Genomic DNA, 24,445 nt, shown 5'->3' with positions numbered 1-24,445 from the left:
ATTCATTAGGAGAAATTATGAAAAAAGCGTTAATTATTTGTGCAGCAGGTATGTCATCATCACTTATGGCTAAAAAAGTTACTGAATTTTTTGCTAGCCAAAATAAAGCCATTGAACTTGATGCGGTATCAGCAACTGAAGGTAGTAATAAGATTAAAAATAGTGATTTTTCACTGTTCTTAATTAGCCCTCAAACCATGATGATGTTTGATAAATTAAAAGCGTTGGGCGATGAAGTAGGAAAACCAGTGGTGAGTATTCCTTTTCAAGCATATATCCCAATACCGTCTGGTATTGAACAATTAGCTAAATTAGTCGAGGATAATATTAACTAATATTCAAGAAAATCTTTGTTCTACCGATCTTAATATGATGCGAATCTTTTATGAAGGCTCGCATCATAAAATGGCTTAAGTTTAATATTGCCATTTTAGTAACTTAACCCTTTGGATAAATTTCATTAATAGTTAAGGTGTAGTAGATAATGATAAAACAAAAACAACGAGAACTAATTAGTTTACTTGTTCGTTCTAAAAATGAATATAAAAGTAGTCAAGAACTAGCTACGCAATTATCGTTATCTGATCGTACCGTACGTACCTACCTTAAAGATTTAAAAACTATAATTGAAAGTAATGGCGGCAATATAATAAGTAAACAAGGTTACGGTTTTCAATTACAAATTGAAGATCGAAATGCATTTAATTTATTTTTAATTGAACACCATTTATTAGATAAAAATGTTGAACAATTTCAATGTCGAGAAGCGAGTGAACGAAAACATTATATTTTGAATTTATTGTTATTAGAGAGTCAAAAAATTGATGTTGAAGCATTATCAGAACAACTATTTATCAGCTCATCTCAATTAAATAAAGATATTGCCGAAATTAAATCTCAATTACTTCCTTATGAACTAACGATTAAAAAGAATCGTTCTCTAGTTTTTGTTGATGGTGAAGAAAAAGCTAAACGTCATTTTATAATGAGTTATTTTTTTCATGAAGATTCAATTAATTTTCTACATCATTTGTCCTATTTTAATCAAGCTTGTGAAACCATTAGTTTTGATTCATTAACTATTATTATTTTAGATGAATGTCGTGAGGCAAATATTAAATTATCAGATGTGATGATACAAAATATTGTCTTGCATTTATCATTAAGTATTAAGCGTTTACAATCGGGACTTTCTATTCAAAATCTTGATTTGCCTGTTTCAACAAATTCGTCACTTGAATACCAAGTTGCCGAGCGAATTATCACTCGCATTGAATCGATTATTGGTTTTCATTTTCCTAAAGAAGAACAGATGTACCTTACTCTACATTTGATGAGTAAATCTAATTTAATCCAAGATGATCTGGATGATGATTTGGGTTCGTCACTAACAAATTTGCTATTAAAGATCCAACAAGAAACAGGCTATCCTTTTTTGCATGATGAACAATTAAAAAATGGATTAATCCAACACTTAAAACCAATGTTAGTACGTTTACAACAGAATATTAAATTAGATAATCCATTAATAGAGGAAATCAAACACCAATACTGTGAGGTCTTTGGGTTAGTTAAGCGTTATTTCAATCAATTACCCAATTTACAACAATATGAAGTGAATGATGATGAATGGGGATATTTAGCACTGCACTTTTTAGCATCACTAGAAAAACTAAAAAATGAACAGAAAGCCAAAGTGTTAATTATTTGTGCAACCGGTCTTGGTAGTGCTCAATTACTTAAAAATCGAGTAGAAAGTGAATTTGATGAAAGAGTGAAAATTGTGGCAACGCGGGGGTATTATGAAATTGATCCAGAAATGTTAAATGACATCGATTTTATTATTTCTTCGGTCGATTTATCGTCAAAAATATTTAAAGTTCCAGTATTTCATGTTTCAGTATTTTTTTGTGAAGAAGACGTACAAGCGATTCGCCGTTATCTTTCCCATAGACAAAAACCTAATTCATTGCCAAAAAATTCATTTGTGACAACATTTGATGATAAACAGCAAAATCATTCGCATTATATTAACCAAATCTTTGATGATATTGCCGCAGATTATTTTTATTTGTGCTCAAACAAACCATCTAAACAAGCTGTTTTGGATCATTTGCTTGATCTCTTGTCTATTAATGAGGCAAAAAGCTTTAAACGTGAAATGCAAAAGCAAATGGAAAAACGGATGGTTATTGGTGAAATACTTTTTAGTCCAACTATCGTGGTTCCTCATCCAGCCATTCCAGTAGGTAAAATAGCTAAAATAGCGATTGCCATTATTCCAGAAGGGCTTTGTTGGGATGAAAACTACCCAGATGTAAAATTCGTTTTTATGATTTCACCGTCAATTTATCAAAATTCTCATTTAGCAATGATGACTAAAGCAATTGTCAATTTAATCGATGATTCGGTCATGCAACAAGCCATGTTAAAAGTTGCAAATTTTAACCAGTTTAAATCACTTTTTATCCAACTTATTGAAAAAGGAGCGTAATAATGAATGACCAAATGAGCTCAGAGGATATTCAAATTACCGCATTTAATATTATTTTACATAGTGGTAATGCCAAAACCAAAATTCATGCTGCTTTCAAAGCAATGAGAAACGCAGAATTTGATACAGCAAATCAGCTCTTAGAAGAGGCCAATGAGGAGATATTAGAAGCACATAAATCGCAAACCGATCTTCTACAATCTTATGCTAATGGTTGTAAAATTGAGATGGAAATTATCATGGTGCATGCTCAAGATCATCTAATGACAACAATGACGTTACGCGAAGTTGCCATTGAGATGTGTTATCTCTATCAAAAAACCTATCAGTTATCAAATCAATAAAGAGGTTAGCGATGAATACTCCACTAGAAAGCCAACTTAAAATGCATAAAAAAGTCAGTTTGACTAATCTTTATTTTAATCGCTTTTTAGCGGTTCGTTATGCGACAGCCTTCTTTCTATTTATTAACCTTTATTGGGCTGTCTTTCTGTTGGGGAGCTTATCAATTGCTATAGTACTACCACTGTTGCTTATCGTGATGGCTACATTAACCAGTTTTGAACAAATTAAGCTTTATCGTAATCATAAAAATCATTTACGTTATGCCAGTTTATTGTACCGAACATTATTAATATCCATTATCGTGTTAATGGTTTTGATTTATACCCCATTGTTTCACTTTTTCTTTCCATTTCTAAAAAATTCACCGGAGGCGGTAAATATTATATTAGGCATTTTGGCAGCAAGTTTAGTTTTTACTATTTTTATACTGATAAAACTAAAAAAAATTGAGCGTAATGAGGATAAACATTTTAAAAGAATCCAAGCTTATCAAGAAATCATCAATTGAATGAGGAAAACAAAATGAATACCGGATTTGTGTTGTTACAAAAGTATCTAATGACTCCGATGGCTAAAATATCGCAGTTTAAGATTGTTCGAGCAGTAATGGCAGCTGGAATGGCGTCAGTGCCTTTTTGTATAGTTGGATCGATGTTTTTGGTGTTTAATACTTTGCCGATGACATTTACTGGCTTAGAAACAGTATTTGAAAATACTGTTTTCAAAGTAAGTGATCTTTATATGATAGCAAATACGGCGACAATGGGGATATTAGCACTCTATTTTAATATTGTTGTCGGTTATGAATTAACTAAAATTGAGGAAGAAGAAACTGGTTTAAAAGTAAATGCACTTAATGGTGCTATGTTATCGGTATTTGCTTTTGTTATGACTTTACCAGAATTGGTAATGCAAAGCGGTGCAATGGTTTTACTTAATGACCAAAGTGAATTAGTTTTTAACGGATTACGTTTAAAGCCGTTTGTTTATCGCTTAGGTACATCTGGTATCTTTATTGCCATTGTTATGGCGATTATTGCAACACAGTTGTATTTCCTCTGTGTACGTCGTAATTGGGTGGTTAAAATGCCGGAAACCGTTCCATTAGGCGTATCCCGATCATTCACTGCATTAATTCCAACTTTTGTTATTGCATTCACAATTCTTATTCTAAACGGAATTTTGGTGTATTTTGGTACGGATATATTTGATATTATCGGTGTTCCATTTACCTTTGTAACCAATTTAACTAAAAGTTGGCTTGGTATAATGGTGATTCTATTCTTAATCCATGCGCTTTGGGTTGTTGGTATTCATGGTGCTAGTATAATTGGGGCATTTATTACGCCTATAATGCTTAGTAATATGAATGAAAACGTTGGCGGCGCACATATTCCATTTGCTGGTGAATTCAATAATTCATTAGTAATTTTAGGTGGTTCAGGTTCAACGTTACTTATGACATTCTTTATTGCTTTTTGTGCTAAATCGAGTCAATTAAAAATTTTGGGTCGAGCTTCAGCTGTCCCGGCAATTTTTAATATCAATGAGCCAATTATTTTCGGTATGCCGATAGTGTATAACCCATATCTTGCCTTACCGTTTTTATTAGCACCGATGGCATGTGGTACTTTAGGTTACTTTGCGATTAGTAGTGGGTTTATGAATCCAATTATTGCATTAATACCATGGCCATCACCAATGGGATTAGGGGCGTTTATTGGTACTGGTGGGGACTATCGAGCTATGTTTGTTGCGATACTTTCAGCAATTTTAGCGTTAGTAATTTACCTACCTTTTGTCAAAATGTACGACAACAAGCTTTATAAAGAAGAACAAGTTAAATCTGAAAGCAAAAGTCAAACAGAGGAATAAATTGCAGGTTGGTGTCGAATCTATTCTTATTTAGGCCAAAAACAGTAAAAACATAATAGATTCTTGAGGTAATAAAAAACCCGTTATAAAAACGGGTTTTTTGTTACTGTTATTTGATGATTATTCAGGAATAATATCAACAATAACTTTTGCAAAAGCTTCGCTGTGTACTTGGAATAACACTTCGTGTTCACCAGTAGTACGCAATACACCATTTGGTAAACGAACTTCGCTTTTTGATACTTGAATACCACGAGCTTTAACTGCATCAGCGATATCACGAGTACCAATTGAACCAAATAAACGACCTTCATCACCTGCTTTAGAAGTAATAGTTACTTTACCTAAAGCATTGATTTCAGCAACGCGTTGTTCAGCTGCTTTTAATGTTTCAGCTAATTTTGCTTCTAATTCAGCACGACGAGCTTCGAAGAATTCAATATTCTTTTTAGTTGCTGGTACTGCTTTACCTTGTGGAATCAAAAAGTTACGAGCGTAACCCGCTTTAACATTAACTTGATCACCTAAGCTGCCTAAATTAGCAACTTTATCGAGTAGAATAATTTGCATTATATGTTCCCTCTGTTGCTAATTACTGATGATTGTCAGTATATGGTAATAATGCCAAGTAACGAGCGCGTTTGATAGCGCGAGCTAGTTGACGTTGATATTTTGCGCTAGTACCAGTAATACGGCTTGGTACGATTTTACCACTTTCTGTGATATAGCTTTTTAATAAAGAAACATCTTTATAATCAATTTCTTTAACGCCTTCTGCTGTAAAACGGCAGAATTTGCGACGACGGAAGTAACGTGCCATTTGGCTATTCTCCTAATAGTTTAACTTGGTCAGCATGTAAAACTATTTGACTGGTTTTATCTCGTTTAGTATGTGTACTAATAAAGCCACTTACCAAAACTTTGCTGCCTTTTTTAATACTGTAACTTAACTCTTGTTGTCCACTGACAATAACCGGCATTATGCACCATGCTTGTCTTGGGAGTCCTGCTTCAATTTGTTCAGAAACATGTTCTAAATAAAACTGACAGTGTGATATCCCACTTGGACTCATTTTTTTAATCGGGGTTTTGGTAACCAATCCCGATAAAACTAAACGATTATTCTTCCGAATCATCGTCCATGTTTGCATCGCTAAAATCTTCTTCAGAACTACGACGTTCATCTTTAGCTTTTAGCATTGGTGATGTTTCAGTTACAGAATGTTTAGTACGCATAATTAAACTGCGAATTACTGCATCATTAAAACGGAAGTTATCTTCAAGCTCATTTACTGCTTCTTGAGTAGCTTCAACATTCATTAACACATAATGTGCTTTATGCAATTTTTCGATAGGATATGCTAATTGACGACGACCCCAATCTTCTAAACGATGGATTTTGCCACCATCAGTGGTTAACGTACCAGTATAACGTTCGATCATACCAGGTACTTGTTCACTTTGATCTGGGTGAACCATAAATACAATTTCGTAATGACGCATTATCGCTCCCTACGGATTAATCAGCTTTCTGTCGGGGCAACCGCAACCCATTGAAAGCAAGGAACATGAAAATTAAGCGGTTGAAATCGACGGCGCATTATATATCAAAATAATTACTTTAACAAATGAATAAATATTAAAAGTGTTATTCGTTTTTTATAATAAAAATAATCTGTTAATCATAACTAAAAATTTTAACTAAAAATCGATTATAAATAGAATAAAAAAACTTTTCGGCAAAGTTTTTACTTGAATAAGTGAATTAGGTGTAAAAATGTAACGATATCTATACATCTTTGTTATTAAAATATGTTATTCTTTATAAAATAAAAGTTTAATGTTAATAGCTATTTTTAAAGGAGTGCTTATATGGCTGAAGAAACCATTTTTAGTAAAATAATTCGCCGTGAAATTCCTGCTGATATTGTTTTTCAAGATGATCAGGTCACAGCCTTTCGGGATATTTCTCCTCAAGCCCCTACACATATTTTAATTATTCCCAATAAATTGATCCCAACCGTAAATCATATTGCAGAGTCTGATGAAGCTCTGCTTGGTCACATGATGGTTGTTGCGGCTAAAATTGCCAAGCAAGAAGGGATTGATGAAAGTGGTTATCGTTTAATAATGAATTGTAATAAAGATGCAGGACAAGAAGTCTTTCATATTCACATGCATTTATTAGGTGGTAAAAATTTAGGGCGATTAATAGGTTAACTTATATGAAACAGTTTAAACATATCGTTGGAATGGGTATGCTTGCTTTTAGTTTAGCTGGATGTCAACTTCTTGGTTATAATCAAAAAACTGAAGTCAATCCGCCAGTAGAAATCCCCGATAACACTGGGGTGGTAGATACTCCGCCACAGATAGTTAAAACAACTGATTGGAATGATATATTATCTCCAGTTGTTAATAAAATATTGCAATCTTCATCAGCAATTGAAGGTAATAAACTGTTGTTAATTAGTGATATCCAAAATCGTAGTGGCGATTATTTAGCAACAAATCAGATTGATACAACGTTACATAATATACTGAATAAGCAAAGCATTTTCTCTGTGGCTGATAGACAATCGATCAGTCAAGCTAAACAAGCGTTAGGTATTTCTGTTGATGATAAACTTGTTTCTCGCAGTAAAATGATCGGTTTGGCTAAGTCAATAAATGCAGGCTATGTGCTTTTTACCACACTTTATAAGTTACCAACCGAAAATGAAGATGCCAATTTATCTATGGAGTTACTTTCAACCCAAACGGGTGAAATTTTACAACGTGTAACAACAAAAGATATCCAATCCAAAAATTCTGCTAATCCTGATAATGCTCAAGGAGCTGCTGAATAATGGGGCCTTTATTGATCGATGTACCAAGTACATCATTAACTAATGATGATATGGCGCTTTTAAAAAATCCAATGGTAGCAGGGATTATTTTATTTAGTCGTAATTATCAGTCGCCTGAGCAATTGACTGACTTGATAAAGCAAATTCGTTCGGCGACATCAGAACGTTTATTAATTTCGGTTGATCATGAAGGTGGTCGAGTTCAACGTTTCAAACAAGGTTTTACTCTTATTCCTCCTGCGCAATCTTTTGCTTTGCTTAATGATTTAGAAAAAGCGAAATCATTAGCATTTGACGCGGGTTGGTTACTAGCGATGGAATTGATTGCCTACGACATTGATTTAAGTTATGCGCCTGTACTTGATTTAGGTCATGATTGTTTAGCCATTGGTAGTCGGTCATTTCATCAAGATAGTTATATTGCTTATCAAATTGCATCGTCAATGATTGATGGTATGCATTCGGCAGGCATGAAAACAACTGGTAAACATTTTCCTGGTCATGGTCATGTTATTGCTGATTCTCATAAAGAAACACCAATTGATTATCGTTCGAAAGAACTCATTGAAAATGATATGCAGATTTTTGCTAAATTAATCGCTGAAAAGAAACTTGATGCCATTATGCCTGCTCATGTTATTTATCCTGAATTTAATGATAAACCTGCCAGCGGGTCAGCGTTTTGGCTAAAAACAGTGTTACGTGAAAAGTTACATTTTGATGGTGTTATATTTTCTGATGATTTATCGATGGAAGGTGCATCTGTTTTGGGTGATCACGCTGAACGAGCTAAAGCAGCGCTTAATGCTGGTTGTGATTTATTATTGGCTTGTAATAATCGAAATGGCACATTAGCTATTTTAGATGCATTAACTCGTTTAAATGAGAAACAGCCATTATTAACCGATAAAGCAAAACTACTATTAACTAATAACAAAGTAAATTATGCCGATTTGATAAAGAGTCATGATTGGCAGAATCGTCATCAAAATTTAATGAAGTTGAATGAAAAGTGGGAAGATTATCATGCAAGCAGCCATCATTAAAATCGACAATAATACACAATTAGTTGCTTATAATGATGCAGCAAAAGCATTATTTTCTAGTAATTTATTAAGCTTAGATCAGCCATTTGATTATCGAAATGCATTTAATTTAGATGCAACATTCGATTTATCCGAACATGATGATACGATTATTGTATTAAACTCGCAGTATTTTTTATTGCAAAAAATTAATGAATCATCCCTTATTACCTTTGTTTTGCAACCAGTTGAATATCTAAAAAAACGGTTAGCAAAAATTAATGTTGTTGGACATCATGCTTTTGATATTTTTGCTGTTAAAAGCCAACCAATGCAAAAATTAATTGCTCAAGCTAAAGCTTTTTCAATGCAAAGGGAGCCACTATTGATTACCGGTGAAACTGGCACAGGTAAAGATTTGTTGGCTAGTGCATGTCATCAATATAGCCCTAGGGGGGATCAAACCTTTTTAGGTCTTAATTGTGCTGCTATGCCTGATGATGTTGTTGAAAGTGAGCTTTATGGCCATGCCGCAGGGGCTTATCCAGGAGCACTTGAAAGTAAAAAAGGTTTTTTTGAGCAGGCTAATGGTGGTTCTGTTTTGCTTGATGGCATTGATGAAATGTCATTTCAAATGCAAACCAAATTATTGCGTTTTATTAACGATGGCTTTTTTAGACGAGTCGGCGATGATAACGAAGTTTATGTTGATGTTAGAATCATCTGTGCAACTAAAGTTGATTTAGCTGAATTGGTGGAACAAGGAAAGTTTAGGAAAGATCTTTATTATCGCTTGAATGTGTTGTCCTTAAATTTACCTTCACTACAAGAGCGTCAGGATGACATTGCGGCACTGACAAATATTTTTATTAATGAATTTGCTAATAAGCAGGGCATTGATGCGCCAACCGTGAGTCAAGATGTTATTGCTTATTTGACTCAGTACTCTTGGCCGGGTAATGTAAGACAACTTAAAAATGTACTTTATTCTGCATTAGCTCAGTTGACATCTTCACAACTAACGGTAAAAGATATTGTTCTACCAGCGATAACTTCAACTCAGATCTCATTGATTAGCGATATTGACAATAAAACGCTAGATGAAATGACTAAAAACTATGAAAAAGAAGTCCTAAAAAGTCTCTATGTCAAATATCCAAGCTCAAGAAAACTTGCCAAAAGATTAGGGGTATCACATACTGCAATTGCGAATAAGCTTAGGGATTATGGAGTATATAAATAAATACAATTATCTATTTGAGTGGAATTAACTAAATTCAGATTGAAAATAAAATTATATCTACGAATTGAATTATGTATTATAAACATTTTAAGTTTTAGAATTAGAAAATTATTCTGTTATAATAAGTAAAAAAATAACAGACAAGAAAATTATGAGAGTGTTATCAAGTATTTTTTTATTATTGGCTTCGAGCAATGTTATTGCCGAAATGACATTGATTGCGCCTATTGCTATCATTTGTTGATATGAAATCTGATGGTAATTTTCTAATTAATCTTGAATTTTTGTTGTTATATTTTTATTCTCGGAAATCAATTAGCTATAAAGTTAAAGCTGATTAATTAAGTAATAGGTATGGATGTTATGTTAAAAGTATTGATATGTACAAATCATATGGCAAGTATTGGTGGTTCAGAAATAGTTGCATTGGAAGTCGCAGAATTTTTCAAGAAGAATAACTATTTAGTCGATATTGTGGCCAATTATATAGGTTATCCAGTAACTGAAATTGCTAAAAATTCGGGTATTAATCTATTAACAACTGATGAATTACCAAACCCATTCAATTATGATATAGTTTGGTCTCAACATCAAGTATTACCTATTCTTGTTAACCATTATATAGAAAGTTTTAATAATAAAACTTTTTTTGTATTTACACACCTATCCCCATATGAACATTTAGAAACTTTTGGATTATATACAGAAAGATTGTTAGCTAATAAAATTTTCTTTAATAGTGAAGAAACTTATAATCATTTGAGTGATTTTGGAGTTCCTACCAATATTAGTGAAATTTTTTATAATGCAGCTCCATCAGAGTTTATTTGTGAAAAAGATTCTAAAAATGGAGATTTAAAAAATATACTTTTGGTTAGTAATCATCCACCTCAAGAAGTGTTAGATGCATTGGAAATTTTAAAAAATGAACATGGATTGAACATAATAAACATAGGTGTTAGAGGAAAGGTAAGCAGATTAACCCCGAAAATGGTTGAAGAAGCTGATGCTGTTATCACAATTGGAAAGACAGTCCAATATGCAGTTGTTGGTAATACTCCTGTTTACTGTTATGACCATTTTGGTGGAATAGGGTGGTTATCGATTGAGAATTATAAAAATGCAGAACAGTTTAATTATTCTGGAAGATGTTGTTTGAGGCGTATATCGGCAAGTGAAATTGTTGAAGAAATAATAACTGATTTTCCAAAAGCTAAATGTAATATCTCAAAAATTAAGAGTGAAACTTTGGCAAAATACAGCTTAGATAAATATATTACAAATATAATTAATAATTCTAAAGAAAATATACCAAAGAAAGTTCTAACTTTAGATGATCGTCAAAAGATAAGATCTGAATCAGAAATCGTAAAATCTATTAAGCAATATTATAATGCGTACAATAAATTATTATTAGAGCATAAACAATTATCGAATAATAATAACGAAATAATTATCAAAAATACTGAGCTAACTTCTAAACTTCAAGAGATATCCGGTAATAATGAAATGTTAATAGCGGAAAAGGTATCTATATCAAACTCACTTGGTCATTTAACTGAAGAATATAATCAATTAGTTAATTCATATAATAAGCTAGAAATTCGATATCAGAAATATAAAAACACTTTTTTTAAACGATTAGCAAGAAAAATTAAAAGTTTATATAACAAAAAAATTTATTGATATCGATTATAAAACCAATCTTTCAATTAAAAGCAAATAGTGAAAGATTGGCTTACATTACAGTTGACAATTTAATAAAGCTATATTTTTGAAGCTTCATTCCATAATTTATCTATGTTCAAATTTAGTATAAAATCTGAAAGGCCTCTTGGATTATGTATCAACAATGGATCTAACTTAACAACCCAGTTATGATCTTTTCCTCTTTCTCCTTGCGCACCAATATCAAATACTAATGTAGGTATTTTTAATGCTAATGCGATTGATAATGTATAAGAGAAAGTTTCTTCCCATATACTTGGTAACAATATTAAATCAGGCGAAATCTCTCTAAGGGTATTAATACATTCTTCATCATTTTGATATCGGCCAGTAACTTTGACATTATTGGTTTGCATTACATGTAGATCGCCAGAACTACAATAACCTACTAAAAAATAGGATAATTTCAAATCTCTATTTTTTGCATCAATAGCTAATGAGGTTAATACTTCTGATCCTTTTTCAATACTTAATGCGCCTATTGATGCAATTTTTATTTTATCTTTATTTTTATTTCTCTGTGCCGGAATAATATTATTGAACACATTTTCATGTGGAATAACATCAATATTTATTTCAGGAAAATCATGTAATATGATATCACGAGCTCGATAAGATGGAGCTTCAATTTTAGAACATCTATTTAAGAATAAACTATAAGCTTTCTGCTTTGAAAAAGCATCTGAAATATTAATTTCATAATCAGTGGGCAGAGATCTTCCATTATTCCAAATATTCCTTTGCGTTAGAGTTGGTATTCCTTTGTAAATATATTCGGGACTCAGCAGCTTATAATCATATGACATGCATGCATAATCATGAATGATAAATTTATAATTCCAATCTGATGATGCAAAATAATACAATAGTTTTTCATGGTGATGCCAATCAAGACCAGCAAAACTATTGATGTGTATTAAATCAGGTTGAATTGTTTTAAAAAATAAATTTAATAATCCAAAATCACAACTTAAAGATAAATTTTGTAAATTAGGTATTTCTAAGTGATAATTTTCAGGGACTTCTATTGAATAATATTTTTTATCATGAACTTTTAAGAGGATACAATCAATATTTTGATTTCTATATTGTTTTACTATTTGTTTAAGATAGGTATTGATACCTCCTTCCCATGAATGAGATACAATCACAATAGTTTTTTTGTTTTCTAGTTTCAATTTTAATCTTGCAATATCTAAATTACTTCTAAGCATTAAAATTGGATCAACATTTAAAAAGTGATGTACCATGTTTAAATAATTTGGATGCTTCAGTTTTAGGGCATTTTCCCCTTTTTTCATATTTTCGGCTTTAATAGCTGAAAAAGAGACTGAACCAACATGAAAGACAAATACATCACCAATAATAATATTTTTGAAACCTGCATGAAGTGCTCTCATACAAAAATCATTTTCTTCACCATATCCAACTTTGAAAGCATTATCATCTAACATGCCTATCTTATTAATAACTTCTCTCCTCATATAAAAACAAAAACCAACACCAGTTGGTGTTTCTATATATTTCCCTTTATTTATCTTAGACGCTAATTGATCTAATTCAGAAGGAGAGACTTCAAGAACCCTATTGTTGTCTTGGCATGTGAATGGATAACTACAAATGGTTGCATTATTAGACATTGGTGTAATTGTTGCTATTGATTTATCATTATCTGCATAATCAATCATTCTTTCAAACCAACCATCAAACACAAAAGCATCAGAATTTAATAATATTACGTCTAGATTATGAGATAGGTTACTTATGGCAAAATTTATAGTTCTCACAAACCCAAGATTTTCTTTATTTAGGTGATAATCAAATAAACCTTTTTGAGAAAGTTCATCAAGCTTCTGGTTTAATTCTTGATCCGGACCTGCATCATTAATAACTAATAAACTATATGCATCGGTTGTTTTACTTTTTAGTGCATGATAAATAGAACATAAAGATTCATCTAATCCTTTATAAATAGGTAGTATCACAACACATCGTGTGTTAGATGAATATTTGGCTGGTTGCAACTCATCCCATAGATGATCTTCAGGAGATAAGGGAGTAAACCATAATTTTTTTGGTAAATTGGATTCTATTTCCGAATTATTACCCGAACTAAGATTATCAGAATTTAATATACTAGTTTTTGCTGGTAACTTTTTTGATAAGATATTTAAACCAAGAAAAGTTATTTTCTTATAACCATTATTGCGTTTTATCACAAGAACTTTTTTTAAAAAAAATTGTTCATTTGATATCAATTTTCTTTTATAAATAGTTATCCCTAAACATTTAACTTTTATCGTTGAGCTAGATTTAATTCTTTTTAACATATGTTTCCACACTATTTATCATTGCAAACCTTATTAGAAATTATAACGCTATTTTTAAGTAAACTAAACATTTAGTATCAATTTATTTACATTTAATTAATCATACTGGTATATTTCATTTAACTTCAAGTTAAAGCATGATAAAATATATTATTAATTATATTTAGTTAAATTAATCATTTCGGATTTTAATTATGAAAATAATAGTTACTGGAGGAGCTGGTTTCATAGGTTCTGCTGTTGTCCGCTATATTATAGATCACACCTATGATGAAGTATTAGTTATAGATAAATTGACTTATGCAGGAAATTTAGAGTCTTTAGATAAAGTATCGAAAAGTAATCGATTTCATTTTAAGCAAATTGATATTTGTGATAGAAATTCCTTAAGAAAAATGATAACAGATTTTAAACCTGATATTATTATGCATTTGGCTGCCGAAAGTCATGTCGATCGTTCTATTGATAATCCATCCATGTTTATAGAAACTAATGTAATAGGTACTTTTTCTCTTTTAGAAGAGTCTTTAGCATACTGGAGAAATATAGACTCTTCTAGAAAGGCAAATTTCCGTTTTCACCATATTTCGACAGATGAAGTTTATGGTGATTTGCATGGAACAACAGATTTATTTACAGAAAAAACTCCTTATTCACCAAGTAGTCCTTATTCAGCTTCAAAAGCATCAAGTGATCACCTTGTTCGAGCTTGGCATAGAACTTTTGGATTACCAACCGTCATAACTAATTGTTCAAATAATTATGGCCCTTATCACTTCCCAGAGAAATTAATTCCTTTAATGATTTTGAATGCATTAGAAGGGAAACCTTTACCTGTTTATGGTAATGGTCTACAAATAAGGGATTGGTTATATGTCGATGATCATGCCAGGGCTCTTTATTTAGTCGCGACTAAAGCAAAAGTTGGAAAGACCTATAATATAGGTGGGCATAATGAGCAGAAAAATATTGATGTTGTTAATATTATTTGCGAATTACTTGAAGAATTGATGCCAAATAAGCCTTATAATATTAAATGTTATAAGGATCTTATCACTAATGTTGCTGATAGGCCTGGTCATGATCAACGTTATGCTATTGATGCATCTAAAATATATTATGATTTAGGCTGGAAACCACAAGAAACCTTCGAGAGTGGTATGCGTAAAACAGTTGAATGGTATTTAAATAATCAAGCTTGGTGTGATCATATTAAAGATGGTTCATATACCAGATCTAGACATGGTATTATTAAATAAAATAATAGGTTGAATTATGAAAGGAATTGTACTTGCAGGTGGTTCGGGGACACGTTTATATCCTATAACTCGTGGTATTTCAAAACAATTACTCCCTATATATGATAAACCGATGATCTATTATCCGTTATCTGTTCTTATGTTAGCCGGTATCCGTGATATATTAATTATTTCAACACCGGATGATTTGCCTTTGTTCAAAAGATTATTGGGAGATGGTTCGCGATTTGGTATTCAACTTAGTTTCGCGGAACAACCAAAACCTGAGGGTTTAGCTCAAGCATTTTTGATTGGTGAAGAATTTATCGAAGGTCAGAATTGTTGTTTAATTTTAGGGGATAACTTATTTTTTGGAGAGAGTTTTGGTAAAAAATTAGAGAAAGTTGTATCACAAAAGAATGGAGCAACAATTTTTGGTTATCAAGTTGTTGATCCGGAACGTTTTGGTGTTGTAGATTTTGATGAAAATTTTAAAGCATTATCTATTGAAGAAAAGCCAATTAAACCAAAATCAAATTGGGCTGTTACAGGGCTTTATTTTTATGATGAAAATGTTGTTGAAATGGCGAAACAAGTCAAACCATCTAAGAGAGGAGAGTTGGAAATAACAACACTTAATCAAATGTACTTAGACGCAGGATTATTGAATGTTGAGATACTTGGTAGAGGATTTTCTTGGCTTGATACTGGAACTCATGATAGTTTAATTGAAGCTTCATCATTTGTTCAAGTTATAGAAAAAAGGCAAGGTTTAAAAGTAGCTTGTCTTGAAGAAATCGCCTATCGTAATGGCTGGATAAGTTTTGAACAAGTAAAAGAAGAAGCTGTCTGTTTAGGCAAAACATTATATGGACAATACTTAGCCAAATTGATAAATCATTAGAGGTTCTAATGGAAGTTATACAAACAGAAATCCCAGAAGTGAAAATAGTTAAACCTAAAGTATATGGAGATGAAAGAGGTTTTTTTCTAGAAACATTTGAGCAAAAGCGTTATCAGAAAATGTTAGGTATTAATTTAAATTTTGTGCAGGACAATCATTCTCGTTCACAAAAAAATGTATTAAGAGGTTTGCATTTTCAAAAAGAAAATCCTCAAGGGAAGTTGGTTAGAGTTGTCAGGGGTGAAGTATTTGATGTAGCTGTAGATATTCGCAAGGATTCATCCACTTATGGTAAATGGGTTGGTGTTATTCTTTCTGAAGAGAATAAAAAGCAATTGTGGATTCCCCCAGGCCTTGCTCATGGATTCTTAGTTTTGTCTGATATTGCTGATTTTGAATATAAATGTACAAACTATTATGATCCTAACTCTGAAGGATGTTTAGTTTGGAATGACTCAACCGTAAATATTAATTGGCCTATATCAACGCCAACTTTATCCGAAAAAGACAAATTAGGCAAAACATTACAGGAGCTATAATAAATCATATGAAAGTTTTATTAACTGGAGCTAATGGGCAACTAGGTAATTGTATTGTTGATATTTTCCCAGCAAAATGGGAACTAATTAAGACTGATGCTGAACAACTTGATATTACTGATGAGAATGCGGTAGATAGTTTCATTGCTAAATATAAACCTGATGCAGTTATTAATGCTGCTGCATATACTGCGGTTGATAAAGCGGAGGATGAGCCTCAGCTAGCTTACAATGTCAATGTTATAGGGCCTAAAAATTTAGCCATTTCATCAAAAAAATATAATGCGAAATTTTTTCATGTTTCGACTGATTATGTCTTTGATGGAACAAATAATATTCCTTATACCGAAGAGGATATAACTAACCCGGTTAATATCTACGGCAAAACAAAACGTGAAGGTGAAATAGCGGTTTTAGATAATGCTCCATCGGCAGTTGTCATTAGAACATCTTGGGTATTTAGTCCTTATGGTAATAATTTTGTTAAAACAATGTTGAGATTAGCTACTGAAAAACAACAATTATCCATAATTGAAGATCAACTTGGTAATCCAACTTATGCAGGCGATCTCGCTCAAGTTATTCTTTATTTGCTTGATAAAAAAATAGATGGAGGTATCTATCATTTTTGTGGTGATAGTTCAACATCGTGGTTTTTGTTTGCTAAAAGAATTTTTGAAATAGCCTTAACCCTAAAAGTGATAACCAAATCTCCAGAAATTATTCCAGTTAAAACTCACGCATTTCCTACGAAAGCTAAAAGACCAAAATATTCGGTAATGAGTGTTGAAAAATTAATTAAGTATGGTTTATTCGCCTCAGATTGGAATAAAGGTTTGATTCACAGTATTACTAAAATTAAATCTGATAATTAACCTAAATAATATAATATGTTATGACTATTTATTTTGCAGAATGGAATGCTGATTATGAAAAGTATATGATCAACGCCTTAAAACATGAGTATGATGTTATACTTTATAATAAATTAATGAAGCATTTTAGGGATATCAATTTTTCTTTAGAAAGAAAGAATTTTCCTCGGCAATGGTTTATCAAATTAAATCAATTAATAAAATTAAGAAAATTAAAGCCTGATGATATTTTATTATGTAGTGGTTTTGCTATATCTGGATTTATAGATTTAGTTAAAGATGTGAATTGCCATCGAGTTTTAGTTTTAAGAGATACTATTGATGTCTTAAATAATAGTATGAAAAATAAGAAAAAATGGCTACTTCAAGATGAAGACTATATAACCAAAATTACTCCTCATTTTGATAAAATATATAGTTTTGATTTTGATGATTGCAAAAAATATAAATTTACCTATTTAAATCAATTTTTACCTTTTACTATCTTCGAAATGAAAAAAATCAGAGAAGAAGTGAATTATAATGTAGCAACGAAAAGTTGTTTTTTTATTGGTGAGTATTTGAATAATCGAGTAGAAGTAATAAATAATTTAGCTCCTATTTTATTAGATAATAATTATAAAACCGATTTTCATTTAATTAATTATAATTTACTTCCAAAAAAAACTGAGTTAAATTTCAAAAAATCAGATTATTATAGCTTAGGATCAAAAATTGGTTATTTTGACAATATTGAAAAGGTAAAACAAAGTGATATTATTTTAGAAATTGGTCAATTAGGTCAAACAGGAGTGACTTTAAGGGCAATAGAAGCAATATTATTTAATAAAAAATTAATTACCACAAATAAATCTATTAAAGAATATGATTTTTACAGCCCAGAACAAATCTTTATTCTTGAAAAGGAAAATTATACAAATATTTCAGAATTTTTACAGACAGATTTCTTACCTATTCCATTAGAAATTTTGTATCAATATAGTGCCGATGAAATGTTGAAAACAATTAACAGTGCATTTATAACATCTAATTAAGTTCATTTATGTTTAGTTAATTTTTTAAGACAATAGATAATGTTACAGATTATACCAGAAAAATATTTTTTCTGATGTATTTTATGTTTAGAACAATATCTCATTTGATTAGCTGTAACAGCTGATAAAAATGGTATTGATTTTAGCGGTGATTGTTCTTTAGCATTTACAAAATATTGTGAACACTTATAATCTTTAGCCCAATTATGCCACGGTTTTGTCGGTCCGATATAATGAATCAATATTGTTTGTTCTAAATCAGGTGAATAAATTTTATATTTTAGTTCATAATTTATACTAACTTGTTGGTTGTATTTGTTATCAAGATATTTAACTTTTTCGAGAAGTAATAAATTTAATACATCTTGATCAAGATGTGTAAATTTTGGAGATTTATTATTATCTGATAGAAGTTCCAATGCTTGGCTATTTATATTATTTTCATACCATTTGTTTAAATCTATTAGCAAAAAACCTGCATTAAAATAAGCATTTGATAATCGATTTTCATCTAGTCGAAAAGCACATTTTTTCCACCAAATGGAATCTTTGTCTTTAACAACATATGCAATATTGTTATCAAATTGTAATTCAAATAACTCTTCTAACGATCCATTACATATGATATCAGCATCTATATAGAGAATTTTATCAATTTTTTGATAAAAATAATCAGCTATTATAAATCTAAAATAGGTTGCGATAGTCCAATTCTTTGTAGTAGGAAGTTTCGACAAACTTAAATCATTAACTAAATATAATGTTATATTTGTTTTATATTCTTCAGATAGTAACTTAAAATTTTTTTCAAAATCTTCTGGTAAATGGTTAGTAAATATGTGAAAAGAAAAATTTAGATTAGGATTAAATATTAAAATAGAAGAGAGCGAAACAGCACAACCTAGAAAAAAATTTTTATCTATTCCGTAGGCTATATTCAGCTGATTATCATTGTTACTATTATTGTTATAAAATGTTATTTTTTTTGTAATAATGTGGTTGACATCGAGATACATTGTTTATTTCCTATTTGTAATAATTTACAAATAAACACATTTAATTAAAAAGCTACGGTTGTTGTAAATTTTTAACTTAACGTACAGATTAAATTAAATTTGAACTTTAATTTTATAGTTATTATATAGATAATACAAATTATTTCTAGTTGAAAAAGAATTGAAATAAAATATTAAACAATACAGTTTATATAGTATAATTAGTATTTTGATTAATTGTTCTCTTTTATGAAAAATAAATATAGTTCATTAAACACAATTAAGCAATTGTGGCCATTTATTTCTCCAAATAAAAAAGCTTTAATAGTTGCTATTATTGCTCTTTTGTTAAATGCAGCAACTGACGCAACATTAATTTCACTAACTAAACCACTATTAGATAATGGCTTAATGGATAAAAACTATGATATTCTGGTCCTTTTTTCTATAGGTATTATTGGGCTGATTGCTTTACGTGGATTATCCAATTTCTGTTCAACTTATTGTCTTTCATGGCTTTCTGGTAAAGTGGTAACTAAATTCCGTCAATTAATTTTTAATCATTTAATCAAAAGTCCAACTAGTTTTCTTAATAAAAATCCGATTGGAGAACTAGTGACAGTAATAACTTATAACACCCAATTATTATCGAAAGCATCATCGGATGCCTTGATTATACTCGTTAGAGAAATCGCATATGCTATTGGTTTAGGTATAGTAATGTTCTATGGAAATTGGAAATTAGCTTCAGTATTAATTATTGTTGTACCTGTAGTTATTTTTATTGTTCAATTTATCGCAAAAAAATTTCGTCATGCACTGATTTCCATGCAAAAAGGAATTGGTACCATAACGACAGCTGCCGATGAGATGATGAAAGGGCATAAAGAAATTCTTGTCTATAATGCTCAAAAATATGAAAAAGAAAACTTTTATACAATTAACAAAATTTTTAGGCAAGGTCTATTGAAGATTGTTTTAGTTTCTGGATTATCCTCACCTATTATTCAATTAGTCGCTACAACCGCTTTAGGTTTAATATTATTTCTTGTCGCAAATCAAACTTTGGATATTACACCCGGTTCATTTACTGTTGTTTTTTCTTCAATGGTTGCTATGATGAGACCATTAAGGGAGTTAACCAGTGTTCACCTTGAGTTACAAAAAGGTTCTGTTGCTTGTGAATCGCTATTTGCTCTTTTAAATACTCCTTTAGAAGAAGATAATGGGAAAATTGAATTAAAAGGTTTGGAATATGATATTGTTTTTCATCATGTCACTTATACCTATCCAACAAATAGTTCCCCATCTTTAAAAAATATCAGTTTTACAATTAAGCAAGGTGAAACGGTAGCTTTAGTTGGTCGTTCTGGCGCAGGCAAATCAACAATAGCAAGTTTATTACCAAGATTTTATGATATTCTCAAAGGTGAGATATTAATTGATTCTATCGATATCAAGCAATATACGTTAAGATCATTGCGAGACCAAATAGGATATGTATCTCAACAAGTTCACTTATTTAATGGAACTATTGCTGATAATATTGCTTATGGAGCTAAAAATAGGTATACCAGACAAGATATTATCGAGGCTGCTAAGCAAGCTAATGCAATGGAATTTATTGATAAATTAGAAAATGGAATTGATACCGAGATTGGTGATAATGGAATTTTATTATCTGGTGGACAACGTCAACGAATTGCAATTGCACGAGTTTTATTAAGAAATAATCCAATTCTTATTTTTGATGAAGCTACATCTGCGTTAGATAACGAGTCAGAAAGATTAGTACAACAAGCAATTGAACGTTTACAGAAAAATAGAACTTCAATTGTCATTGCTCATAGGTTATCAACAATTGAAAAGGCAGATCGTATTCTAGTTATTGATGGAGGTCAACTTGTAGAGGATGGGACTCACCAATCTTTGTTATCCCAAAATGGCCTTTATGCCTCAATGTATCAACTACAATTTAACTCTTAATTAAAATTATATTATGAAAAAAAATAGTAAAAAGATAAATAATGATATAGATCGAGATTTTTCAACGTTACATACTTTTTTTAAGTTATGGCCATATATAACTAAACATAAATTCCTGCTTTTTTTTGCAATAGTATTATTAATTATAAGTGCATTTGCAGATACATCACTTATTGGAATACTGCAACCTTTACTAGATAAAGGTTTTGTTGAAAATGATCAGCACTTTTTATTTATGGCACCAATTTATATTTTTACCTTAGTTTTTCTTCGCGGTGCTGCAAATTATGGGTACTCTTATTTTTTATCTTTAATTTCAACTAAAATTGTCCTTAAAATTCGTCAACGACTTTTTAATCATTTTGTTGATGCTCCAGTGAGTTTTTATGATAAAAATTCAACTGGACGATTATTATCGCGTATAACGTATGATACTGACCAAGTAGCCTCTTCTTCCTCAGATGCTTTAATTACTATAGTACGTGAATCAGCATTTATTTGTGGCTTATTTTATACAATGTTTATTAATAGTTGGCAATTATCTTTATCTTTGATTTTTATTACACCTATAGTGATTGGTTTAATTACATTTGTTTCAATAAAATTTCGAAAAATGGCCAAAACTATGCAAAACTCAATGGGTAATGTTACTATGTCTGTTGAGCAAATGTTAAAAGGTCACAGAGAAATTATTCTTTTTGGTGCTCAAGATGAGGAATCGAATCACTTTGCAAAAGTAAGCAATAGATTTCGAAGAGATACGATGCGTTTAGTCTCTATATCTGCTTTATCTACACCAATTGTTCAACTAATTATATCGTTTGCTATCGCTTTTGTATTATTAATGGCGAGTAACCCAGATTTAAATATAACTCCAGGGCAGTTTACCGTAGTCTTTTCTTCACTAGTTGCTTTAATGCAACCGATAAAAAGTTTAACGAGTGTTAATGCTGACTTTCAAAAAGGGATGGCGGCATGCCAAACTTTATTTTCGATATTTGATCAACCTATTGAGAAAGACAATGGAAATTTAACTATTGAACGGGTAAAAGGTAATATTGAATTTAAACATGTTTCTTTTACATATGAAACTAGACAAGAACCAGCATTAAGAGATATTAATTTTACAGTAGAGTATGGTAAAACCATTGCTTTAGTTGGTCGTTCAGGTTCAGGCAAAACAACTATAGCGAGCTTACTTACTCGTTTCTATGATATAAATGAAGGCGAAATTTTAATTGATAATTATAATATTCAGGATTTAACTCTATATAGTTTACGAGACCAAATTGGCTTAGTTTCTCAAAATGTACATTTATTTAACGATACAATTGCAAATAATATTGCTTATGGGCAAATAGGTGAATATTCTCTAAATCAAATTGAAGAAGCAGCTAAAAAAGCTTATGCCTATGATTTTATAAAAGAGCTAGAAAATGGTTTTGATACTGTAGTTGGTGAAAATGGAATACTATTATCTGGTGGTCAACGACAGCGTATTGCTATCGCTAGGGCTTTATTACGTGATAACCCAATTTTAATTTTGGATGAAGCTACATCAGCACTTGATTCGGAATCAGAAAAAGCAATACAAAAAGCATTAGAAGAATTACAAAAAGGTCGAACATCAATTGTCATTGCTCATAGGTTATCGACAATTGAAACAGCAGATAAAATTTTAGTTATTGATGGTGGTGAAATTGTTGAACAAGGAAATCATCATGAATTAATATCTCAAAATGGTATATATTCAAAATTATACAAAAGTAACTTATCAAATTAAAACTTAATATTTTATTTATAAAAAGATATTTTGAATTATAGGAAATTGAAAGGAATATGGTAAACAAGTTACTTAATTTTATTAAACATCTAAATAGACAACGAAATTTAAAAGTTAAACCTTTAAAATTAGCTATTAAATTATACTTATTAAATCGAAAAAAAAAAGTAAGATCGTTATTAACTCCGCAGGATTATTCTTCTGTAGCTATTTTAATGAATGACCAAGGTATAGGTGATGCAATAGTCACCTCTTACTTAATTGAATCATTAAGGAAAAATGCTTTTAAAGTTTTTGTAGTAGTAGAAAAACGAATTGCATTTTTATTTGATGAATTTATCTCAGTTGATGGTATTATTTTTTATGACAGAAAGAAGAAGACAGAATTGATAAAAGAGTATTTAGGTAATACTGAAATTGATGTTGTTATTGATCTTGTTGATAAGGGGCCGAATAGTGTTCGACGTTCACAAATAATTAAAGCACTTAATCCATTACATACGATAGGTTTTAATCAAGAAAAATATAAGCTATATGATACATCTATTGATTACCATGATTATACCTCTCATATTTCAAAACGAAGTCAGAAAGTATTGGATTTAATGAACATTAAGGTTGATAGAGTAAGTTATTATCTTAATATCCCTCCTTGCAATGAAAAAGCCGTAAATGATTTTTTGAAACCTTATAAATCATTAGGAAAAAAAATTATTATCTTTAATCCATTTGGTTCTAATTCAGCAAGAAGTTTTTCAAATTCTCAAATTGAAATCATTTTGTCTTTTTTATCACAATATAGTAACTTCATTACAATCGTGGTAGGTGAGCCAGATAAAATTTCAAATATAAAATCTACAAATAATATTATCATAAATCAAATGGCATCTTTTTTTTGTACGGTAGCACTGGTTAAACATTCAGATTTTGTGATTACAGTTGACACGTCAATTGTGCATTTAGCCTCGCATTATGATAAGAAAATGGTTTGTGTATATAATAATAGAATGATAGATAATAAGTTCATTAATAATTTTGTATGGGGACCAAATTATGCTAATGCAATTCAGGTTTTCACTGACGAAAATGTTAATACAGGACTTGGTGATTTAATATCTAATTTTGATATTAATATAATGTTAAAACAATTGGAAAATGAGTTACATAAATTATAAGATAAATGGTAAAAAGGAATTTTTTTG

Annotated in this window: 23 protein-coding genes and 1 pseudogene; 18 read left to right on the top strand and 6 right to left on the bottom strand. The window is 30.6% G+C overall.

What is annotated here, in order from left to right:
* Nucleotides 1-17 precede the first annotated feature (17 nt).
* The 5 genes from B6C84_RS05040 (at nucleotide 18) to celB (ending at nucleotide 4,714) form a co-directional block, all read left to right on the top strand.
* Nucleotides 18-335: a PTS cellobiose transporter subunit IIB gene (locus tag B6C84_RS05040; RefSeq protein ID WP_065613497.1), complete on the top strand. Its 318-nt coding sequence runs from the start codon at nucleotides 18-20 to the stop codon at nucleotides 333-335.
* 149 nt (nucleotides 336-484) lie between these two features.
* A complete protein-coding gene (locus B6C84_RS05035; RefSeq protein ID WP_086354354.1) occupies nucleotides 485-2,494 on the top strand; it encodes a BglG family transcription antiterminator in 2,010 nt (669 codons plus the stop codon).
* 2 nt (nucleotides 2,495-2,496) lie between these two features.
* A complete protein-coding gene (locus B6C84_RS05030; RefSeq protein WP_065613416.1) occupies nucleotides 2,497-2,838 on the top strand; it encodes a PTS cellobiose transporter subunit IIA in 342 nt (113 codons plus the stop codon).
* An 11-nt stretch (nucleotides 2,839-2,849) separates the two neighbouring features.
* Complete coding sequence (locus B6C84_RS05025) at nucleotides 2,850-3,347, top strand: hypothetical protein (protein ID WP_065613415.1); 498 nt, start codon at nucleotides 2,850-2,852, stop codon at nucleotides 3,345-3,347.
* Nucleotides 3,348-3,361: 14 nt separating this feature from the next.
* On the top strand, nucleotides 3,362-4,714 hold the full coding sequence (celB, locus tag B6C84_RS05020; protein ID WP_086319950.1) for a PTS cellobiose transporter subunit IIC: 1,353 nt from the start codon (nucleotides 3,362-3,364) through the stop codon (nucleotides 4,712-4,714).
* Nucleotides 4,715-4,834: 120 nt separating this feature from the next.
* Here celB and rplI read toward each other — a convergent pair whose 3' ends face one another.
* The 4 genes from rplI to rpsF are packed head-to-tail and all read right to left on the bottom strand — an operon-like array spanning nucleotide 4,835 to nucleotide 6,217.
* Nucleotides 4,835-5,284, bottom strand: coding sequence for a 50S ribosomal protein L9 (rplI, locus tag B6C84_RS05015; protein ID WP_065579335.1), 450 nt, complete (start codon nucleotides 5,282-5,284; stop codon nucleotides 4,835-4,837).
* A 22-nt stretch (nucleotides 5,285-5,306) separates the two neighbouring features.
* Nucleotides 5,307-5,534 carry a 30S ribosomal protein S18 gene (rpsR, locus tag B6C84_RS05010; protein WP_025314965.1) on the bottom strand — a complete coding sequence of 76 codons (228 nt, stop codon included), beginning with the start codon at nucleotides 5,532-5,534 and terminating at the stop codon, nucleotides 5,307-5,309.
* Nucleotides 5,535-5,538: 4 nt separating this feature from the next.
* Nucleotides 5,539-5,850: a primosomal replication protein N gene (gene priB, locus B6C84_RS05005; RefSeq protein WP_065613412.1), complete on the bottom strand. Its 312-nt coding sequence runs from the start codon at nucleotides 5,848-5,850 to the stop codon at nucleotides 5,539-5,541.
* A complete protein-coding gene (gene rpsF / locus B6C84_RS05000; protein WP_065579333.1) occupies nucleotides 5,834-6,217 on the bottom strand; it encodes a 30S ribosomal protein S6 in 384 nt (127 codons plus the stop codon). Before rpsF ends, priB begins: the two co-directional genes overlap by 17 nt.
* A gap of 369 nt (nucleotides 6,218-6,586) precedes the next feature.
* On the opposite strand from rpsF, the gene B6C84_RS04995 reads away from it, so the two are divergent.
* The 5 genes and pseudogenes from B6C84_RS04995 to B6C84_RS04975 all read left to right on the top strand — a co-directional run bounded on the left by B6C84_RS04995 (nucleotide 6,587) and on the right by B6C84_RS04975 (nucleotide 11,517).
* Nucleotides 6,587-6,934 (top strand): HIT domain-containing protein, encoded by a 348-nt coding sequence (locus B6C84_RS04995; RefSeq protein ID WP_065579332.1) that lies wholly within the window; start codon nucleotides 6,587-6,589, stop codon nucleotides 6,932-6,934.
* 5 nt (nucleotides 6,935-6,939) lie between these two features.
* Nucleotides 6,940-7,563 carry a penicillin-binding protein activator LpoB gene (locus B6C84_RS04990; protein WP_065613411.1) on the top strand — a complete coding sequence of 208 codons (624 nt, stop codon included), beginning with the start codon at nucleotides 6,940-6,942 and terminating at the stop codon, nucleotides 7,561-7,563.
* Nucleotides 7,563-8,609, top strand: a complete 1,047-nt coding sequence (gene nagZ / locus B6C84_RS04985) for a beta-N-acetylhexosaminidase (RefSeq protein ID WP_086319899.1) — start codon at nucleotides 7,563-7,565, stop codon at nucleotides 8,607-8,609. Before B6C84_RS04990 ends, nagZ begins: the two co-directional genes overlap by 1 nt.
* A 352-nt stretch (nucleotides 8,610-8,961) precedes the next feature.
* A pseudogene (locus tag B6C84_RS04980) lies at nucleotides 8,962-9,831 on the top strand (sigma 54-interacting transcriptional regulator); the annotation flags it as partial.
* Between the two features lie 363 nt (nucleotides 9,832-10,194).
* Nucleotides 10,195-11,517: a glycosyltransferase family protein gene (locus B6C84_RS04975; protein ID WP_086319895.1), complete on the top strand. Its 1,323-nt coding sequence runs from the start codon at nucleotides 10,195-10,197 to the stop codon at nucleotides 11,515-11,517.
* Nucleotides 11,518-11,597: 80 nt separating this feature from the next.
* Here B6C84_RS04975 and B6C84_RS04970 read toward each other — a convergent pair whose 3' ends face one another.
* Nucleotides 11,598-13,889 (bottom strand): glycosyltransferase, encoded by a 2,292-nt coding sequence (locus B6C84_RS04970; protein ID WP_086319893.1) that lies wholly within the window; start codon nucleotides 13,887-13,889, stop codon nucleotides 11,598-11,600.
* Nucleotides 13,890-14,074: 185 nt separating this feature from the next.
* Between B6C84_RS04970 and rfbB the strand changes: the two genes are divergently transcribed.
* Genes rfbB through B6C84_RS04945 form a run of 5 tightly spaced genes read left to right on the top strand, consistent with a single transcriptional unit; the run spans nucleotide 14,075 to nucleotide 18,479 of the window.
* On the top strand, nucleotides 14,075-15,148 hold the full coding sequence (gene rfbB, locus B6C84_RS04965; protein ID WP_367642620.1) for a dTDP-glucose 4,6-dehydratase: 1,074 nt from the start codon (nucleotides 14,075-14,077) through the stop codon (nucleotides 15,146-15,148).
* 16 nt (nucleotides 15,149-15,164) lie between these two features.
* Nucleotides 15,165-16,031 carry a glucose-1-phosphate thymidylyltransferase RfbA gene (gene rfbA / locus B6C84_RS04960; RefSeq protein ID WP_086319889.1) on the top strand — a complete coding sequence of 289 codons (867 nt, stop codon included), beginning with the start codon at nucleotides 15,165-15,167 and terminating at the stop codon, nucleotides 16,029-16,031.
* Between the two features lie 8 nt (nucleotides 16,032-16,039).
* The gene (gene rfbC / locus B6C84_RS04955) at nucleotides 16,040-16,570 is read left to right on the top strand and encodes a dTDP-4-dehydrorhamnose 3,5-epimerase (RefSeq protein WP_086319877.1); all 531 of its coding nucleotides are present in this window, start codon (nucleotides 16,040-16,042) and stop codon (nucleotides 16,568-16,570) included.
* 8 nt (nucleotides 16,571-16,578) lie between these two features.
* Nucleotides 16,579-17,445: a dTDP-4-dehydrorhamnose reductase gene (gene rfbD / locus B6C84_RS04950; RefSeq protein WP_086319875.1), complete on the top strand. Its 867-nt coding sequence runs from the start codon at nucleotides 16,579-16,581 to the stop codon at nucleotides 17,443-17,445.
* 20 nt (nucleotides 17,446-17,465) lie between these two features.
* Nucleotides 17,466-18,479, top strand: a complete 1,014-nt coding sequence (locus B6C84_RS04945; RefSeq protein WP_086356623.1) for a WaaS/CpsH family glycosyltransferase — start codon at nucleotides 17,466-17,468, stop codon at nucleotides 18,477-18,479.
* 2 nt (nucleotides 18,480-18,481) lie between these two features.
* Here the strand turns inward: B6C84_RS04945 and B6C84_RS04940 are convergent, their stop codons facing one another.
* Complete coding sequence (locus B6C84_RS04940; protein WP_086354371.1) at nucleotides 18,482-19,495, bottom strand: glycosyltransferase; 1,014 nt, start codon at nucleotides 19,493-19,495, stop codon at nucleotides 18,482-18,484.
* A gap of 228 nt (nucleotides 19,496-19,723) precedes the next feature.
* On the opposite strand from B6C84_RS04940, the gene msbA (B6C84_RS04935) reads away from it, so the two are divergent.
* From msbA (B6C84_RS04935) to B6C84_RS04925, 3 genes are read left to right on the top strand one after another with little or no spacing between them, the layout of a single operon-like run.
* Nucleotides 19,724-21,460: a lipid A export permease/ATP-binding protein MsbA gene (msbA, locus tag B6C84_RS04935; RefSeq protein WP_086319775.1), complete on the top strand. Its 1,737-nt coding sequence runs from the start codon at nucleotides 19,724-19,726 to the stop codon at nucleotides 21,458-21,460.
* A 13-nt stretch (nucleotides 21,461-21,473) separates the two neighbouring features.
* Nucleotides 21,474-23,243 carry a lipid A ABC transporter ATP-binding protein/permease MsbA gene (msbA, locus tag B6C84_RS04930; RefSeq protein ID WP_217332114.1) on the top strand — a complete coding sequence of 590 codons (1,770 nt, stop codon included), beginning with the start codon at nucleotides 21,474-21,476 and terminating at the stop codon, nucleotides 23,241-23,243.
* Nucleotides 23,244-23,299: 56 nt separating this feature from the next.
* Nucleotides 23,300-24,418 (top strand): glycosyltransferase family 9 protein, encoded by a 1,119-nt coding sequence (locus tag B6C84_RS04925; RefSeq protein ID WP_086319777.1) that lies wholly within the window; start codon nucleotides 23,300-23,302, stop codon nucleotides 24,416-24,418.
* The last annotated feature ends 27 nt before the right edge of the window (nucleotides 24,419-24,445 follow it).

This window comes from Gilliamella apis (genome assembly GCF_002142155.1).
Classification (GTDB): domain Bacteria; phylum Pseudomonadota; class Gammaproteobacteria; order Enterobacterales; family Orbaceae; genus Gilliamella; species Gilliamella apis.
This window is presented reverse-complemented; position numbering and strand designations above follow the sequence as displayed.